The sequence below is a fragment of the Parageobacillus thermantarcticus genome (assembly GCF_900111865.1).
Taxonomy (GTDB): Bacteria; Bacillota; Bacilli; order Bacillales; family Anoxybacillaceae; genus Parageobacillus; species Parageobacillus thermantarcticus.
This window is the reverse complement of record NZ_FOJS01000001.1, coordinates 342,590-359,447: the sequence shown is the minus strand read 5'-3', so window position 1 is coordinate 359,447 and position 16,858 is coordinate 342,590. Positions and strand designations below refer to the sequence as shown.

16 protein-coding genes and 1 other annotated feature (1 of these 17 only partly in view) are annotated in these 16,858 nt (G+C 45.3%); of the genes, 12 read left to right on the top strand and 4 right to left on the bottom strand.

What is annotated here, in order from left to right:
• Positions 1-26, top strand: a binding site (T-box leader) (it extends 199 nt beyond the left edge of the window).
• Positions 27-99: 73 nt separating this feature from the next.
• From leuS to BM278_RS01810, 3 genes are all read left to right on the top strand, one after another.
• Positions 100-2,517: a leucine--tRNA ligase gene (gene leuS / locus BM278_RS01820; RefSeq protein ID WP_090947691.1), complete on the top strand. Its 2,418-nt coding sequence runs from the start codon at positions 100-102 to the stop codon at positions 2,515-2,517.
• 56 nt (positions 2,518-2,573) lie between these two features.
• Positions 2,574-2,888 (top strand): rhodanese-like domain-containing protein, encoded by a 315-nt coding sequence (locus BM278_RS01815; RefSeq protein WP_090947690.1) that lies wholly within the window; start codon positions 2,574-2,576, stop codon positions 2,886-2,888.
• 209 nt (positions 2,889-3,097) lie between these two features.
• Positions 3,098-3,277: a sporulation protein Cse60 gene (locus BM278_RS01810; RefSeq protein ID WP_090947689.1), complete on the top strand. Its 180-nt coding sequence runs from the start codon at positions 3,098-3,100 to the stop codon at positions 3,275-3,277.
• A 9-nt stretch (positions 3,278-3,286) separates the two neighbouring features.
• Here the strand turns inward: BM278_RS01810 and BM278_RS01805 are convergent, their stop codons facing one another.
• Complete coding sequence (locus BM278_RS01805) at positions 3,287-4,561, bottom strand: BaiN/RdsA family NAD(P)/FAD-dependent oxidoreductase (RefSeq protein ID WP_090947688.1); 1,275 nt, start codon at positions 4,559-4,561, stop codon at positions 3,287-3,289.
• Positions 4,562-4,685: 124 nt separating this feature from the next.
• Here BM278_RS01805 and BM278_RS01800 point away from each other — a divergent pair, with 124 nt between their 5' ends.
• A complete protein-coding gene (locus tag BM278_RS01800; RefSeq protein ID WP_090947687.1) occupies positions 4,686-6,311 on the top strand; it encodes a putative polysaccharide biosynthesis protein in 1,626 nt (541 codons plus the stop codon).
• A gap of 22 nt (positions 6,312-6,333) precedes the next feature.
• Here BM278_RS01800 and BM278_RS01795 read toward each other — a convergent pair whose 3' ends face one another.
• Positions 6,334-6,567, bottom strand: a complete 234-nt coding sequence (locus tag BM278_RS01795; RefSeq protein WP_090947686.1) for a hypothetical protein — start codon at positions 6,565-6,567, stop codon at positions 6,334-6,336.
• A 105-nt stretch (positions 6,568-6,672) separates the two neighbouring features.
• Between BM278_RS01795 and BM278_RS01790 the strand changes: the two genes are divergently transcribed.
• On the top strand, positions 6,673-7,395 hold the full coding sequence (locus tag BM278_RS01790; RefSeq protein WP_090947685.1) for a pseudouridine synthase: 723 nt from the start codon (positions 6,673-6,675) through the stop codon (positions 7,393-7,395).
• A 133-nt stretch (positions 7,396-7,528) separates the two neighbouring features.
• Here the strand turns inward: BM278_RS01790 and BM278_RS01785 are convergent, their stop codons facing one another.
• A complete protein-coding gene (locus BM278_RS01785) occupies positions 7,529-7,750 on the bottom strand; it encodes a DeoR family transcriptional regulator (RefSeq protein ID WP_090947684.1) in 222 nt (73 codons plus the stop codon).
• Between the two features lie 261 nt (positions 7,751-8,011).
• On the opposite strand from BM278_RS01785, the gene pepV reads away from it, so the two are divergent.
• From pepV to BM278_RS01755, 6 genes are all read left to right on the top strand, one after another.
• A complete protein-coding gene (gene pepV / locus BM278_RS01780; protein ID WP_090947683.1) occupies positions 8,012-9,421 on the top strand; it encodes a dipeptidase PepV in 1,410 nt (469 codons plus the stop codon).
• A gap of 91 nt (positions 9,422-9,512) precedes the next feature.
• A complete protein-coding gene (locus BM278_RS01775) occupies positions 9,513-10,691 on the top strand; it encodes an MFS transporter (protein WP_090947682.1) in 1,179 nt (392 codons plus the stop codon).
• Positions 10,692-10,707: 16 nt separating this feature from the next.
• Positions 10,708-11,265 (top strand): RNA 2',3'-cyclic phosphodiesterase, encoded by a 558-nt coding sequence (thpR, locus tag BM278_RS01770; RefSeq protein WP_090947681.1) that lies wholly within the window; start codon positions 10,708-10,710, stop codon positions 11,263-11,265.
• A gap of 27 nt (positions 11,266-11,292) precedes the next feature.
• Positions 11,293-12,252 (top strand): nuclease-related domain-containing protein, encoded by a 960-nt coding sequence (locus tag BM278_RS01765; protein ID WP_090947680.1) that lies wholly within the window; start codon positions 11,293-11,295, stop codon positions 12,250-12,252.
• 241 nt (positions 12,253-12,493) lie between these two features.
• Complete coding sequence (pulA, locus tag BM278_RS01760) at positions 12,494-14,641, top strand: type I pullulanase (RefSeq protein WP_090947679.1); 2,148 nt, start codon at positions 12,494-12,496, stop codon at positions 14,639-14,641.
• A 234-nt stretch (positions 14,642-14,875) separates the two neighbouring features.
• A complete protein-coding gene (locus BM278_RS01755) occupies positions 14,876-15,661 on the top strand; it encodes a phosphotransferase family protein (RefSeq protein ID WP_090947678.1) in 786 nt (261 codons plus the stop codon).
• Here BM278_RS01755 and BM278_RS01750 read toward each other — a convergent pair.
• Complete coding sequence (locus BM278_RS01750; protein ID WP_090947677.1) at positions 15,632-15,901, bottom strand: YtzH-like family protein; 270 nt, start codon at positions 15,899-15,901, stop codon at positions 15,632-15,634. The two genes, BM278_RS01755 and BM278_RS01750, sit on opposite strands and share 30 nt — an antisense overlap.
• Positions 15,902-16,110: 209 nt before the next feature.
• Here BM278_RS01750 and trmB point away from each other — a divergent pair, with 209 nt between their 5' ends.
• Positions 16,111-16,767, top strand: a complete 657-nt coding sequence (gene trmB, locus BM278_RS01745; protein ID WP_090947676.1) for a tRNA (guanosine(46)-N7)-methyltransferase TrmB — start codon at positions 16,111-16,113, stop codon at positions 16,765-16,767.
• Positions 16,768-16,858 lie beyond the last annotated feature (91 nt).

Here is a 16,858-nt window from a genome sequence, read left to right as displayed (position 1 = left end):
CGGGATTTTCACCTCTCGTCCCTTTTGGGATGGGGGGTTTTTTCGTACGTATCTTGGTCGACAATGATTCATATGAAAAAAAAGACAGGAGGAAGGGCAATGAGCTTTAATCATCGCGAAATCGAGAAAAAATGGCAAGATTATTGGGAAAAAAACAAAACGTTTAAAACGGTCGATGATGACGACAAACCGAAATTTTACGTGTTGGATATGTTTCCGTATCCGTCTGGTGCAGGGCTGCACGTCGGCCATCCGGAAGGCTACACGGCAACGGATATTTTAGCGCGGATGAAACGAATGCAAGGCTATAACGTGCTTCATCCGATGGGATGGGACGCGTTCGGCTTGCCGGCGGAGCAGTACGCCCTTGATACCGGAAACGACCCCGCGGAATTTACCGAAAAAAACATTAATACGTTCCGCCGCCAAATTAAATCATTAGGATTTTCGTACGATTGGGATCGGGAAATCAATACGACTGATCCAAATTACTATAAATGGACGCAATGGATTTTCTTGAAGCTGTACGAAAAAGGCTTGGCCTATATGGATGAAGTCCCGGTCAACTGGTGCCCGGCGTTAGGAACAGTGCTCGCCAACGAAGAAGTCATTAACGGCAGAAGCGAACGAGGCGGCCATCCAGTCATCCGCAAGCCGATGAAACAATGGATGCTTCGCATTACGGCATATGCAGACCGCCTTTTGGAAGACTTGGAAGAATTGGATTGGCCGGAAAGCATCAAGGAAATGCAGCGAAACTGGATCGGGCGTTCAGAAGGCGCGGAAATTCGCTTTGAAATTGATGGGCATGATGAAACGTTCACTGTCTTTACGACCCGCCCAGATACGCTGTTTGGCGCAACGTACACCGTGTTGGCGCCTGAACATCCGCTTGTCGAAAAAATTACGACTCCGGAGCAAAAAGCGGCGGTAGAAGCATATTTAGATTCCATTAAAAGCAAAAGCGATCTTGAACGCACCGATTTAGCGAAAGAAAAAACAGGGGTATTTACGGGCGCTTACGCCATTAATCCAGTGAATGGCGAAAAACTTCCGATTTGGATCGCCGATTATGTGCTAATGAGCTACGGCACGGGTGCGATCATGGCAGTGCCGGCGCATGATGAGCGCGACTACGAATTTGCGAAAAAATTTAACTTGCCGATCAAGGAAGTCGTCGCCGGCGGCGATATTACGAAAGAGGCTTACACAGGCGACGGAGAGCATATTAACTCCGATTTCTTAAACGGCCTAAACAAAGAAGAAGCGATCAAAAAAATGATTGAATGGCTAGAAGCAAACGGAAAAGGGCAAAAGAAAGTGTCGTACCGCCTTCGCGACTGGCTGTTCAGCCGCCAGCGCTACTGGGGCGAACCGATTCCGATCATCCATTGGGAAGATGGCACGATGACGCCGGTGCCGGAAGAGGAGCTACCGTTAAAGCTGCCGAAAACAGATCAAATCAAACCATCAGGCACGGGAGAATCGCCGCTTGCGAACATCGAAGAATGGGTCAATGTCGTCGATCCGAAAACGGGCAAAAAAGGGCGCCGCGAAACAAACACGATGCCGCAATGGGCAGGAAGCTGCTGGTATTATTTGCGCTATATTGACCCGCATAACGACAAGCAGCTTGCCGATCCAGAAAAATTGAAAAAATGGCTGCCGGTTGACGTGTATATCGGCGGGGCGGAGCATGCGGTGCTTCACTTATTGTACGCGCGTTTTTGGCATAAGTTTTTATACGACATCGGCGTCGTACCGACAAAAGAGCCGTTCCAAAAACTATTTAACCAAGGAATGATTCTTGGGGAAAACAACGAAAAGATGAGCAAATCGAAAGGAAATGTCGTCAACCCGGACGATATTATCGAAAGCCACGGCGCCGATACGCTGCGTTTGTACGAAATGTTCATGGGGCCGCTTGAAGCGTCGATCGCTTGGTCGACAAAAGGATTGGACGGGGCGCGCCGCTTCCTAGACCGTGTTTGGCGCCTATTTGTCCAAGAAAATGGCGAGTTGAATCCGAAAATTGTCGAAAATCCAGAAACGGATACGCTTGAGCGCGTCTATCATCAAACGGTGAAAAAAGTGACGGAAGATTACGAAGCGCTTCGCTTTAATACGGCGATTTCGCAGTTAATGGTGTTTATAAATGAAGCGTATAAAGCGCCGGAATTGCCGAAAGAATATATGGAAGGATTTGTGAAACTATTGTCGCCGGTTTGCCCGCACATCGGGGAAGAATTATGGGAAAAACTTGGCCATAACGATACGATCGCATATGAGCCATGGCCGACGTATGACGAGTCAAAATTAGTCGAAGAGGAAGTCGAAATTGTCGTCCAAGTGAACGGAAAAGTAAGAGCAAAACTGCATGTGCGCGCAGACCTATCGAAAGAAGAGCTGGAACAAGCGGCGATGCAAGACGAGAAAGTTCAAGAACATATCGCGGGAAAAACAGTGCGTAAAGTGATTACGGTGCCGGGAAAACTAGTCAACATTGTGGCAAACTGATCAAAAAACGCCCCTCCTTTTCGCGAGGGGCGCATCATTGAAAGGAGATTCGACGTATGGAAGAAATTAAGGAAATTACGGCGGCGGAATTAAAAGAAAAACTTGAGCGCGGCGAAAAGCTAAACATCGTGGACGTGCGCGAAGACGAGGAAGTGGCGCTCGGTATGATTCCAGGCGCAAAACATATTAAAATGGGAGACATTCCAAACCGGCTCGATGAGTTCAATAAAGAGGAAGAGTACATTTTCGTGTGCCGCTCCGGGCGCCGCAGCGAAAATGTTTGCCGCTATTTGCAGGAATTAGGTTATCGCGTCTGCAATATGGTCGGCGGCATGCTCGAATGGGAAGGAGATACCGTTCCGAAAAAGTAACGTCAATGTTGCGAATAGGCTGAAAGACGATCAATGCGCAAAGTGAAAAGCGTTTGTCTGTTTCAACATGGAAACAGGCAAACGCTTTTTTTGCAAACAGCTACTCATAAAAATGATTATAAATTTTTATCAGCGAAGAGTGAAGGAATTTTTTCTTTGTAAAAGAAATGAGTAAATGAAAGGCGGCGATAATAAGGGGGGACGTAACAATGTATAAAGTGAAGCTGTTCGACGAAGAGCATGAAAAAGATTTGGAGCGAGCAGTGAATACGTTTTTGTCCAAACTAAAAGAAGGGCAGCTGATCGACGTGAAATATGATGTCGCCTTGATGGAATCAGAAGGAGAGCAAATTTATTGCTTTTCGGCGATGGTCATTTATCGGACCTAACGTAGCCCGTTAGGTCCTTAAAGACATTGCATGCAATGCTGCGTTCACTCCGGCAAGCCTTCCGGTAACAAGGGCTGCTGTAATGTTATATCCTCCCGTATAGCCGTGAATGTCCAAAATTTCGCCGCAAAAATAAAGCCCCTCCATTAATTTCGAAGCCATTTTTTTCGGGTGAATTTCTTTGACGGAAACGCCTCCGCCGGTGACGAACGCTTTTTCTAACGGCAATGTGCCGTGAACGTGAAACGTAAATTGTTTACATTGATGAACGAACGTTCGAATTTTTTCGTGCGCGAGCATTCCAGCCGGTGTTTGCGGATCGATGTTGCTTCGTTCTAGCAAAAATAAGACGTATCGTTCCGGTAGCAACACTTTCAACACGTTTTTGATGGCTTTTTTAGGCTCTTCTTTGCATAAATGGGCAATATACTGAAACAGCTCTTCCTTATTTTGGTCAGGAAGCGAGTCAATGCTCATCGCGACGGAATTTGTCCCGTATTTTTTTAACGCTTTGACGACAAATTGGCTGCAGCGCAGGGCGGCGGGGCCGGAAATGCCAAAATGGGTAAACAGCATGTCCATCCGATGGGTGATGATCGGTTTTCCGTTTGGTTTTAAGACGCTTAAAGCGACGTCGCGCAGCGACAATCCTTGCAGCGTCCGTTCTTGAATGAACGGTTCGTTTGATGTAATCGGCACTTCGGTCGGAAACAGCTCGGTGATCGTATGCCCCGCTTTTTCCGCCCAAGCATAGCCGTCGCCCGTCGAGCCTGTTTGCGGAACGGATTTGCCGCCAACGGCGACAACGACGGCTTTTGCATCAATGAATTCACCGCTTTTTAGCGTTACGCCTATCGCTTTTCCGTGCGCGTACTCAACGTCGGCCACCGGCGTGTTAAGCCGGACATCTACATGCAACCGTCTTAGCTCGTTCACTAGCGCTTGCACGACAGACTGCGCGCTATCGGTTACCGGAAACATGCGGCCATGATCCTCTTCTTTTAGCTGTACGCCTAATCGTTCAAAAAAGCGAATGATATCTTCATTATTGAATTCGGAAAAAGCGCTGTATAAAAACCGTCCGTTTCCCGGAATGTGTTTAATGATTTCTTCGACAGGAAGCCGGTTCGTTACATTGCAGCGCCCGCCGCCGGAAATAGCGAGCTTTCGCCCTAGCTTGCTTCCTTTTTCGATAAGAAGCACGTTCGCCCCTTGTTCCGCAGCGCCAATTGCCGCCATTAATCCCGACGGTCCTCCCCCGATAACGACGACTTCATATATCATTTTCTTCACGATCCTTTCCGTCTTGATTATAATGGAGCGGGGGAAAATTTCTCGACTTTATCAAAAATATGATAAAATAACATAGTTATTATTTTCAATGCGATCAAGTTAGGGAAGGGATCCTATGTCTACGTCGAAATTATTGCGCGGGACGTTTATTTTAACAGCCGGTGTCATGCTGTCGCGCATTCTCGGTTTAATTTACGTCATTCCGTTTTATCGACTTGTGGGGGAGCAAGGCGGCGCGCTTTACGGGTATGGATATGTGCCGTACCAAATTTTCATTAGCCTCGCTACGGGAGGGCTGCCGCTGGCGGTTTCCAAGTTTGTGTCGAAATATAACGCTTTGGAAGAGTATCGTATCGGTTATGTGCTATTTCAGTCAGGATTGCGGTTAATGATCGTTACCGGCGTCGTTTCTTGCGTTGTTTTATATACGATTGCCCCATGGATTGCTCCGTTTGTTATTGATGAACGGACCAATGTCAATTCTATCGATGACGTTGTGACCGTTATTCGCGCGGTGAGTTTTGCGCTTATTATCGTTCCTGTCATGAGCTTAATCCGCGGGTTTTTCCAAGGACATGAGTCGATGGGACCGACAGCGCTATCGCAAGTGGTCGAACAAATCGTCCGCATCGCCTTTTTGCTTGTCGGTTGTTACGTCGTTTTGCGCGTGTTGGAAGGTTCTCTCGTCACCGCCGTCAGCGTCGCGACGTTTGCCGCTTTTGTCGGCGCCCTCGGCGGATTGGTGATTCTCATTTGGTATTGGTGGAAGCGAAAGCCGTATCTTGACGATTTGTTAAAGAGGGATCGCGGACAAATGTCGCTTTCCTTGCAAGAAATGTACAAAGAATTGTTTCTTTATGCGGCGCCGTTCGTTTTTGTCGGTCTGGCGATGCCGCTGTACCAGCTAATTGATCAGTTTACTTTTAACCATGCGATGGCGAACATAGGGCTTGGGAAAATTTCCGAGCATGCTTATTCGATTTTTAATATGTGGGCGCAGAAAATCGTCATTATTCCGGTAACACTGGCGACATCATTTAGTTTGACGTTAATTCCAACGATTACAAAGGCGTATGTGGAAAGAGACCGAAAATCGTTGCGGAAATATTTAAACCAGACGTTTCAAGTATTAATGTTTTTAACATTGCCTGCTGTTGCCGGCATGGCGGTTCTTGCAGGGCCGGTTTATGCCGCGTTTTATAGCTATGATCCGCTTGGAGAGCAAGTGTTGCGCTGGTATGCGCCGACAGCCATTTTGTTCGCATTGTTTTCTGTGACGGCGGCCGTGCTGCAGGGCATTAATCAACAGCGCTTTTCGGTCGTCAGCTTAACGTTAGGACTTCTTGTGAAGCTTTCTCTCAATACGTTTTTGATTACAAAATTTGCGACGATCGGCGCGATACTTGCAACGATGTTCGGTTATTTCGTTTCGGTTTCCTTTAATTTATGGATTATTAAAAGATACACGAACTATCGGTATCAGTTTGTCATACGCCGCACGATTTTTATGGCGATATTAACGGCGCTTATGTCCGGATTTGTGATGATTGTGCAGATGATTTTGAAAGCGGTGCTTCATTATCATGGCGGAGCAGCGGAATCGATCGCCATTGTTGCAATTGGTGCGCTTATCGGCGCAGCGGTGTATTTCTTTTTCAGCGACCGGTCTGGCCTGCTTTCCTCACTGTTTGGCGATCGCTTTGCCTTTTTGCGCCGCAGAAAGGAAAAGAAGGCGGTTTAACGCCTTCTTCTTTTCTAAAAGATTAAAATCCTTCCGTATAAGGAAGTCCAAGCCGGCGCTCGACGCGCTGCAAGCGGCGATTAAGACGATTGAGACGATCCGTATGACGTTCTAGCGTCCGCTCGATTTGCTCGAGCCGTTGCTGAATGTTTCCCGGGAAACCTCCCGGAAAGCCCGGATAACCGGGACCAAAAGGCTGAGAAGTAGGCGGTTGCTGACGGTAATCATCCGCCATTGGAAGATAGTAATCCATCATCGGCAAATCTCCTTTCTTCATTTTCTTTCATAGTGTATGGAAATAGGGAGAATGCGGACTAGACAAACGCCTAATAAGAGCAAATTTTTTAAAGGTGGTGAACGTATGGGGCTGCGCATCGATAAAATGCTTGCCAACATGGGCTATGGAACAAGAAAAGAAGTAAAAAAATTGTTAAAGTCCGGTGTCGTAAAAATTGACGGTGTGATCGTCAAAGATCCGAAGACACAAGTAAATCCGAGCGAGCAAGTCGTGACGGTGCGGGGAGAGGAAGTTGAATATAAAGAGTTTATTTATTTAATGATGAACAAGCCGCCGGGGGTGATTTCGGCGACGGAAGATATCGTGGAAGAAACGGTGATTGACTTGCTAGAAGAGGAAGACCGTGCGTTTGCTCCTTTCCCTGTTGGCCGGTTGGATAAAGATACAGAAGGGCTTTTATTGTTGACGAATGACGGTCAATTGGCCCATCAGCTGCTTTCCCCGAAAAAGCATGTGCCGAAAACGTATTTTGCCGTCATTGATGGAGAGGTGACGGAAGAGGATATCGCATCATTTCGCCGCGGCGTTGTTTTGGATGATGGATATGAAACAAAGCCGGCGGAACTTGTTATTTTAAAGTCAGGACTTCGTTCAGATGTGGAAGTGACGATTACGGAAGGAAAATTTCATCAAGTAAAGCGGATGTTTCGGGCGCTAGGGAAAAGAGTTGTCTATTTAAAACGGATTCAAATGGGGCCGCTCGTCCTTGACCCATCGTTAGAGGTCGGCGAATATCGGGAATTGACGGACGAAGAAGTGGAAATGTTAAAACAGTTTCGCCCTTAAAATGGCAAAAAAAAGGAACCTTTTTCAGGTTCCTTTTTCTATACAAACGGAATGTGCATTCGCTTTTGGGTATGTTGAGGTTCATTCATTTTCGCGTATAACCTCTCACCTTTGTCTCTCTTCTTAGAACCAATCAAGAAGATATTCTCACCTTCTTGTTGGTTGTCGTCCATTTGCCCTTGCTAGGGCTGCGAACTAGGTCGTTATACGCTAACACGTTTAAATCGCGCTGAATCGTTCTTGGGGTGGTGCCGAACTCCTCAACAAGCTCTTGTGTCGTCACCGTTCCCTTTTCGCTAATGTACAAATAGACGGATTTAATTCGTGTTAGCATACGATGTGTCGAAGGTTTCAAAAGACCACTCCCTATCGTTACATAATTCGCATGGCACAACATCGCTGCTTCTAAGATGAGAGATTATATCTTGTTGTCTTTTACTACATTTTACACGAAACTGGACGAAAAATGCTACCGCTTTGCTGAGATTAACAAAATATTTCAATATTTTTTAATACAATAGTAACATGATCGTAAAAAAAGAAAACTTTGACTTTATGGATTCGTTTATGTTACGGTGACAACAAGAGAAAAAGAAAAAAGAAAGGGAGAATTGCGGTGAGCATCAATTGGATGGAAGAAGTATTGAAGCGGAAAGAGGAACTGATCCGAGATACGCAGGCGTTATTGCGGATTCCGAGCGTCCTTAATGAAGAAGACGCTACAGAAGAAGCGCCGTTTGGCAACGGAGTGGACGAGGCGCTGCGGTTTTTGCTGCGGCGTGGGCAAGAAGAAGGATTTGCGGTAAAAAACGTCGATGGTTTTGCCGGACATCTTGAAATCGGACAAGGGGATGAGTTAATCGGTGTATTATGCCATGTTGATGTTGTGCCGCCGGGAGATGGCTGGTCAAGCGACCCGTTTGCCGCGGAAATCCGCGACGGAAAAATATACGCCCGCGGTGCCATCGACGATAAAGGACCGACGATGGCGGCGTTTTACGCGATGAAAATTGTGAAGGAGCTTGGATTGCCGCTGTCAAAACGGGTGCGCATGATCATCGGAACAGATGAAGAAAGCGAATGGCGCTGTGTCGAACATTATTTCCAACATGAAGAAATGCCGACGATGGGATTTGCGCCAGATGCGGATTTTCCGATTATTTATGCGGAAAAAGGGATTGCTGATATCGATTTGCGCATGGAACGGACAGGAACGAGCGAAGACAGCGAGATTCGCCTGCAGTCGTTTCAGGCGGGACGCCGTTATAATATGGTCCCTGATTTCGCTGAAGCGGTATTGCTCGTTCATTCTGATCGGCAACAAGAAATCGAGCAGCAGTATCGCCAGTTTCTTCATGAAGCGAACATGAATGGAAATGCTGTTGTGAAAGGGAATACTGTTACTCTTCAATTGGAAGGAATTTCTGCGCATGCGATGGAGCCGGAAAACGGGAAAAATGCTGGTTTATGGTTGGCAAAGTGGCTTTCGGCGCTTTCGCTAGATACGCAGGCGCAAGCGTTTATCCGCTTTGTGACGGACTATTTCGCTGATTCTCGCGGAAAAGCGTTAGGAATCGCTTATAGCGACGAGATTACCGGCGATTTAACAGTGAACGTCGGAATATTGTCATATCATGAACAATCTGGTGGCAAGATCGGCATTAACATACGCTATCCGGTAACAACAAATATAGAGCAAATGAAGGGCAAGATAGAGCACATTGCCGCGCAGCACGGTTTTGTGCTGGAGCGTTTCGGCGGTTTGAAGCCGCATCATGTCGATAAAAATCATGTGCTTGTGCAGACGCTTCAGCGCGTGTACGAAGAACAGACGGGCGAACCCGCTTCTTTGCTTTCCATCGGCGGCGGCACGTATGCTCGTTCGCTGAAAGCGGGAGTAGCGTTTGGGCCGATGTTTCCGGGACGGCCGGACGTAGCGCATCAAAAGGATGAATATATCATTATCGATGATCTGTTGAAAGCAACAGCGATTTATGCTCAAGCTATTTATGAATTAGCGAAATGAAAAATTTTCAAACATATGTTACGATAAAGAAAAATGATGTATGCCGCTCTGTTTAGAGCGGTGCTTTTTATGAAAGGGTGCGGGACCAAACATGGAGGCGACGTTAAAACGAGGGGAGTCGACAGGAAAAGCGGCGTTTCCGCTATTTTATTTCTTTGTATTTTTTGCATTCGGCACATTGCTTCCGCTTTTATCCGTATATTTACAAGAGGTTGCCGGCCTTTCGGGGGCGGAGATCGGAATGATTATGTCCATCAGCCCGGTTACGACGATTTTTGTGCAGCCGATTTGGGGAATGATGACAGATTACACGCGTAAGCCGGTTCTCATGTTGACAATCGCGCTGTTTGCCACTTCGTTGATAGGATTGCTGTATTCATTTGTTGACGAGTACCGTTGGCTTGTTGTCATGGCTATTTTACTTGCGTCTGCACAAAGCGCGATCATTCCGATTTCCGATAGCATCGCGCTTCATTACGTGCAAAAGAATGGCAAAAAGTATGGGTCGATTCGTTTATGGGGATCGATCGGTTTCGCTGTTGCCGTGCTGATCGGTGGATGGTTATCAGACCGCGTTGCGCTTGTTTCTATTTTTTACTTGTTTTCATTTATGCTAATGTTATCTGGATTGCTTGCTTGGCGGCTTCCAAAGGAAAGCCAGCCGATGAAGCCGGAAACGCTGCGAAGAATGGCGCAGCTGTTTCAAATTCCGCAATTTGTATTATTGTTGCTCGCTACTTTTCTTATTTTTGGCCCTATTTTAGCGAATAACTTTTATTTTGGCATATTCATTAAGCAACTCGGCGGCACGCTGACGGGAATAGGGATCGCGTTTTTATTGGCGGCGGGAAGCGAAGCTCCGTTCATGAAAATGGCAGATCAGCTTATTTATCGATTTGGAATGGTCCCGCTTTTAATGTTCGCTTCCGCTGTATCATGCGCGCGCTGGTTATTTTACTTTTTTGAGCCGCCGCTTTTTTTCGTGTACATTACGGCGGTTGTTCAAGGCCTTTCCGTTGGCTTGGTTATTCCTGCGGCGCTTCAATACGTGCGTGATATTGCGCCAAAGCAGGTGAGGGCGACGGCAGTGTCGCTTTATTCCGCGGTCGGAAACGGATTAGGAGTTTGGTTTTGTACGTTTATTGGCGGATATATGCTTGACCGCGGCCATATTGGGGCTGTATATTTATTTTTCAGCATTTGCACTTTTGTTGGAATGCTTTCACTCATCGGAATTCGTTTGATCAATGCAAAAAAGTTCCCTTCATAAGAAAAGGTGGGAAAATATGAAAAAAACGCATTATTTTATCGCCGTTCCTATCGCTGATGAAGTAAAAAAACAAATAGCGGGATGGAAAGAAGGAATCGCTTCTACATTTCCATTTCGCACATGGGTGCATCAACAAGATTATCATATTACATTGGCGTTTTTAGGATATGTTCCGCCGATGAAAATAGATGAAATATGCAAAACGATGGAACAAGTGGCAAAACGACACGCTCCATTTGCCTTATCGTTATCAGAAATACAAACGTTTGGCAACCGAACAGCGCCGCGCATTTTATGGCAAGGGGTGGAAAAGGAAGAAAAATTATTTGCGTTGCAACGCGATGTGTATGCCGCTTGTATCGATATCGGATTGTCGCTAGAAAAGCGGCCGTTTACTCCGCACATTACGATTGCGCGCAAATGGCAAGGAAATGAAGCGTTTTCTTTGAACGATCTTCAAATGAGACCAAGAATAAACGCGACGTTTCCCGTCGGCCAGATCGTGTTATATCAAACACATTTAGAGCGAACGCCGAAGTATGAAGCGCTTGCTCTATTTCCGCTTTCAAAATAACTTCTGATTGAAGGAAGTGTTGCAGGTGTGGGCCAATTAATAAAGCTTCAAGATTATATTTCAAGATACGAAACGGACGTGTATCGCTACGCAAGCGAATTTATTCGCTTAAAGAAAAAACAATGGGAGCAAACGAAAGAGCAATGGGAAAGCAATAAAAGCAATGATGCCATTCCACAACTCGATGAAACATGGGAGTGGCTCGTGGAAAAGCCGTCATTGTTTGACAAGGTGAAAAAATGGTTCAAACGTTCATCGCCACAGGAAGAGACAACAGAAGGACAAATAAACCGTTTAATCGATGAGGAAGAAGGCTTGCCGATGATCATAACGGAGGCAAAAGACATCGATGAATTAAAAATTCTATTTTTGGAAAATATGTTTCAGCTGCAATTAAAATGGGCGAGCTCGACAATATGGTATGAATCTGCCGTCGATAAAAAGTTTTATTATGAAGAAAAATTAAAATATTTTTTACAGCGTTTCCCTGATACGTATTTATGTTTATATAAGCCGGTATTTTTAGTGAAAAGCGCCCCAGTCGAATTAGATGTCATTTTGTTAAGCCCGACGACGACATGGTGTATTACGTTTGCAGAAGGTGCGAAAGATAATATTATCATTGCGTCCTCGGACCGTTTTTGGACAGAAATAATCAATAATGAAGAGAAGAAAATGATCAATCCGATCATAGCGTTACAACGAATGGGAAAAATTGTAGCAGATATATATAAGCAGTACAATGTTGATTTTCCGATCAAAAAAGTAGTTATCAATCGTTATGGCTACATTGACTACGGTCATACTACTTTTAGCGATGTGCATTTTATCGACAAGCGGAATTACGAACAATGGTTTTCTTCTTTGCGAAAATTGACAATCCCGTTAAAGCATGCGCAATTAAAAGCAGCCTCTTGTCTGTTGCGCCATTGCTATAGCCATTATGATATACGGACAGATTGGAATATGGATGAAGAAAAGGTGTAAAGCTAATTACACCTTTTTTTGTTGGCGTTTGCGCTGCATCATCGACTACAATGCGACTGCAGCCGGCGTCTCCACCCGCTTTATTTGCACCGGATTTTCTATGTTTTGCATATTATACAAAAAAGGATCGCGTCCTAATTATTGTATAAAAATTCTCTCCCCATCCAATAAACTTCGATTGAATCACCAGAGTTGCCGGTTTCTTTTGCACATTCAACCGACAAAAAGGGGGTGGACTGAATTGCTTGATATACGTCGGGAGTTTGCCGCATATTTAGACGCGATGAATATGGTGACGGTGTTAGTGCCAAAGCCGTATCACGCTGAAGAGACGCCGACATTTACGCTGGAAACGCCGCATGGAGAACGCCATTTTTTGCAAACGGAACGTAAATGGGATTTAGGGACAATGATGAAATACGAGTGCATCATGAATATGCCGATAGAAATCGGAAAACGTTACGTGATTTATGATCACCAAGGCGCAACAGCTAATTTGCAAATCGGGGCAGTTGTGCGGACGCCGCAATTTGACGACCAATTTTTTTATGACGGCGATTTAGGAATCGCATATGCGCGCGAGAAAACGACTTTCAAAGTGTGGGCGCCAACGGCAACAGAAGTAAAAGTAAAGCTGATCGACCCGAAAACGGAAAAAGAAAAGTATATACCGTTAGAGAGATTGGAAAAAGGAGTATGGACGACGACGGTATTCGACGATATCGAAGGAATGCATTACATGTATGCCGTATGTGTGAACGACGTGTGGCGTGAAGCGGTTGACCCGTACGCGGCTGCCGTTTCCGTCAACGGGGAGCATGGGGTTGTCGTCGATTTGGCGAAGACGCGGACGGAAAAGCCGTTCCTTCCTCCGCTTTCCTCACCAGCTGATGCGGTTATTTATGAAATGCATATCCGTGATTTTACGATTCACCCGGAAAGCGGAATTATTCATAAAGGAAAATATTTAGGGTTGGCCGAGCTGGAGACAAAGGGGCCGAATCATACAACAACAGGGCTCTCTTACTTAAAGGAACTTGGCGTGACACACGTCGAATTGCTCCCGTTTCATGATTTTGCCGGAGTGGATGAACGCAATCCGTCGCAACAGTATAATTGGGGATACAATCCGCTCCATTACAACGCTCCGGAAGGGAGTTATGCGACAAACCCGCATGATCCATATGCCCGCATTCGCGAATTAAAGCGTGCGATTCATACACTGCAAGCGCAAGGCATTCGCGTCATTATGGATGTCGTCTACAATCATGTTTATATCCGCGAACAATCGTCATTGGAGAAAATCGTTCCCGGATATTATTTCCGCTATGATGCATACGGCAACCCGGCTAATGGCACTGGAGTCGGAAACGACATTGCTTCCGAACGAAAAATGGTGCGGAAATGGATTTTGGATTCGGTTCGGTTTTGGGTGGAAGAGTATCATGTCGATGGCTTTCGCTTTGACTTAATGGGAATTTTAGATATTGACACAATGAAAGCGGTTCGCGAAATGCTCGATGCGATCGACCCGTCCATTCTTGTGTTCGGAGAGGGATGGGATTTGCCGACGCCGCTTCCGCCTGAGCGAAAAGCGACGATGCAAAACGCGGAAAAACTGCCGCGCATCGCCTATTTTAACGATTATTTTCGCGACAGCGTTAAGGGAAGCACGTTTCAGCCGCTTGACAGAGGGTTCGCGCTTGGCGATTCTGATGATCGCGAAAAAGTGAAAGTAGCGATTAGCGGAAGCGTCCGCAACAAACAAGGACCGTTTCTTCATCCGACCCAAACGATTAATTATGTCGAATCGCACGATAACCATACGTTTTGGGATAAGCTAGAAATTGCCAACGGCCATGAAAGCGAACAAACGAAAAAAAAGCGGCAAAAATTAGCGACAGCGATCGTGCTGCTTTCACAAGGAATTCCGTTTTTGCATAGCGGGCAGGAATTTTACCGGACAAAGCAAGGGATAGACAATAGCTATAACGCTCCCGATGCGATCAATCAAATCGACTGGAAGCGAAAAAGCGAGCACGAAGGCGATATCCGCTATGTTCAAGGGCTTATTCGGCTTCGAAAGTCCCACCGCGCTTTCCGGTTTACTACCGAAGCAGAGATAAACAATCACCTTTTTTTCCTTGAGCCAGTTTCAGCATCCATCATCGCATACCATCTTCGCGGCGTACAGCAGTATGGGCCTTGGCAGGACATTATTGTCATTCACCATAACCAAGAGGAAGCACAATCTGTTTTTCTTCCTGACGATGAAGAATGGCATGTCATTTGCGACGGGGATCACAGCGGAACGGTTCCATTGTTTTCCGTTCATAAAAACATAAACGTGGTTGGGATTGGGACGTGGGTGCTTGTAAAAAAAACGTAAGCGGCCATTTTCCTATTTTTTGCAAAGCGCATAAAACATTTGCAAGAGGGGACGGTATTCCATTATAATACAAGTAACAATGAACGGATAAAGCGCAAAGTTTGCGCAAACAAAAGTGCGAATTGACGAAAAAAAGATATTCCATATAAAATCTAGTAAGACAGCTATTGTCTGAAAATACGGAATCAGGTGATCGCTGTCTCTTATTTTTTATAAGTCGAAGGTGAACATGCTTTGGAACAGTTACTAGGAAAGGAATGGGACATCACTCCTGCTGGCGGCGCGACCGGAGATGCTTATTTTGCGGAATATGAAGGACGAAAGTTATTTTTAAAACGGAATTCCTCCCCATTTCTGGCAGTTTTGTCCGCGGAAGGCATCGTCCCGAAGCTGATTTGGACGAAACGGTTGGAAAATGGCGATGTGTTTACCGCACAACAATGGTTGAACGGGAGAGAATTGAAGCCACAAGATATGGGAAGCGAACAAGTCGCAAGGTTGTTGCGAAAAATTCATCGCTCCAAAGATTTAGTGATGATGCTGAAACGGCTAGGGAAGACGCCATTATTGCCAGAGATGATGGTGGAAAAACTAAAAGCGCAATTCTCTCTCCATCCGTTGGAAGAACCGTTGGTAAAGCAGGCGCTCGATTGGCTCGAGCGGCATATGTCTTCACTGCAATGCGATGAGTATGTCGTTTGTCATTGTGACATTAACCATAACAATTGGTTGCTTGCTGAAGATGGAAAATTGTACTTGATTGATTGGGACGGTGCGATGATCGCTGATCCGGCGATCGATATTGGCATGTTGCTTTACACATATATTCCTGAAGAAAAATGGGAAGATTGGCTGGAGCTTTACGGCCTTTCGTTGACCGATGATTTGCGGTTCCGGATGAAATGGTATGCGATCGCGCAAACACTTTATTTGCTTATATGGCAAAACGAAAAAAAAGCGAAAAAAGAAATGCAACGGTCGTTGCATTTCCTACGTAAGCTGATTGACCCACTCCGATAATTGCTGCTGATGGGACAAAATGTGGGAGTTTAAGTCAGCGCTGTACTTTCCGTTTTGTCCGTATGCGTAAATGTCCGGGAGCACGCTTTTTACTTGTGGATGCACTTGTTCGTTTCCCATCAATGATTTTACGAGCCGCTCAATTTGTTCACATTCGGAAACAGTGCCGCAGCAATCCGCTTCGTGTTCTGATAAAATATCTTTTAATATGGCGATTTGGTGTTCGTGGTTTAGTGGCAATATGACCACCATCCTTTGCAAAAGTATGCTGTGCATTTTTAATATGCGCTTGTATGTGCATTTTTATCATCGTTTTTCACAGTCGTGCGTACGGCTGTGTTTTTTTATTGGCATAAAAATTTGTGCTCGGTTGGCTATGATCATCTTGCGCAATGATGCTTATTCATGTTATCGTTGACAACGATGAACAAAAAAACAGAGGTGTCCGTATGCGTCTGCGTAATAAACCATGGGCAAAGGAAAAAATTGCTGCATATCCGCAATACGTTATTCCAAATCCAGAGGAATATAAAGGAAGATGGAATGAGCTGTTCGGCAACGATCACCCGATTCATATTGAAATCGGCACCGGAAAAGGAAAATTTATTACAGAAATAGCAAAAGCAAATCCGAACATTAATTATATTGGCATTGAACTGTACCCGAGTGTGCTTGTCTCCGCGCTAGATAAACTTATTGCAAACGAATTGCCGAATTTACGTTTACTAAATGTGAATGCGAAAGATTTAACGAATTTTTTTGCGGAGGGCGAAATTGAGCGCATTTATTTAAACTTCTCCGATCCGTGGCCGAAAAAGCGCCATGAAAAACGGCGGTTGACATATCGTTCGTTTCTTGAACTGTATGAGAAAGTGTTGGTGGATGAAGGGGAAATTCATTTTAAAACCGATAATCAAGGCTTTTTTGAATATTCGCTTGTCAGTTTTTCGCAATATGGGTTAGTGCTGACATACGTAAGTTTGGATTTGCACAATAGCGATTTTGAAGGAAATATTATGACGGAATACGAAGAAAAGTTTTCGGCAAAAGGCAACCGCATTTACCGTTGTGAAGTAAAATATCCGCCAAAACAGCGCCATCTGTAAAACAAAAGGCTGCTTCTTCGAAAAAGAGGCGGCCTTTTGTTTTATGTTTTTGAAATATTCCTAAAAATGATACACTAATAATGAGGTGATG

What these genes read in the sequence shown, in the direction of transcription:
- leuS (WP_090947691.1), top strand. Translation starts at nt 100, where the DNA reads ATGAGCTTTAATCATCGCGAAATCGAGAAAAAATGGCAAGATTATTGG.
- BM278_RS01815 (WP_090947690.1), top strand. Translation starts at nt 2,574, where the DNA reads ATGGAAGAAATTAAGGAAATTACGGCGGCGGAATTAAAAGAAAAACTT.
- BM278_RS01810 (WP_090947689.1), top strand. Translation starts at nt 3,098, where the DNA reads ATGTATAAAGTGAAGCTGTTCGACGAAGAGCATGAAAAAGATTTGGAG.
- BM278_RS01805 (WP_090947688.1), bottom strand. Translation starts at nt 4,561, where the DNA reads ATGATATATGAAGTCGTCGTTATCGGGGGAGGACCGTCGGGATTAATG.
- BM278_RS01800 (WP_090947687.1), top strand. Translation starts at nt 4,686, where the DNA reads ATGTCTACGTCGAAATTATTGCGCGGGACGTTTATTTTAACAGCCGGT.
- BM278_RS01795 (WP_090947686.1), bottom strand. Translation starts at nt 6,567, where the DNA reads ATGATGGATTACTATCTTCCAATGGCGGATGATTACCGTCAGCAACCG.
- BM278_RS01790 (WP_090947685.1), top strand. Translation starts at nt 6,673, where the DNA reads ATGGGGCTGCGCATCGATAAAATGCTTGCCAACATGGGCTATGGAACA.
- BM278_RS01775 (WP_090947682.1), top strand. Translation starts at nt 9,513, where the DNA reads ATGGAGGCGACGTTAAAACGAGGGGAGTCGACAGGAAAAGCGGCGTTT.
- thpR (WP_090947681.1), top strand. Translation starts at nt 10,708, where the DNA reads ATGAAAAAAACGCATTATTTTATCGCCGTTCCTATCGCTGATGAAGTA.
- trmB (WP_090947676.1), top strand. Translation starts at nt 16,111, where the DNA reads ATGCGTCTGCGTAATAAACCATGGGCAAAGGAAAAAATTGCTGCATAT.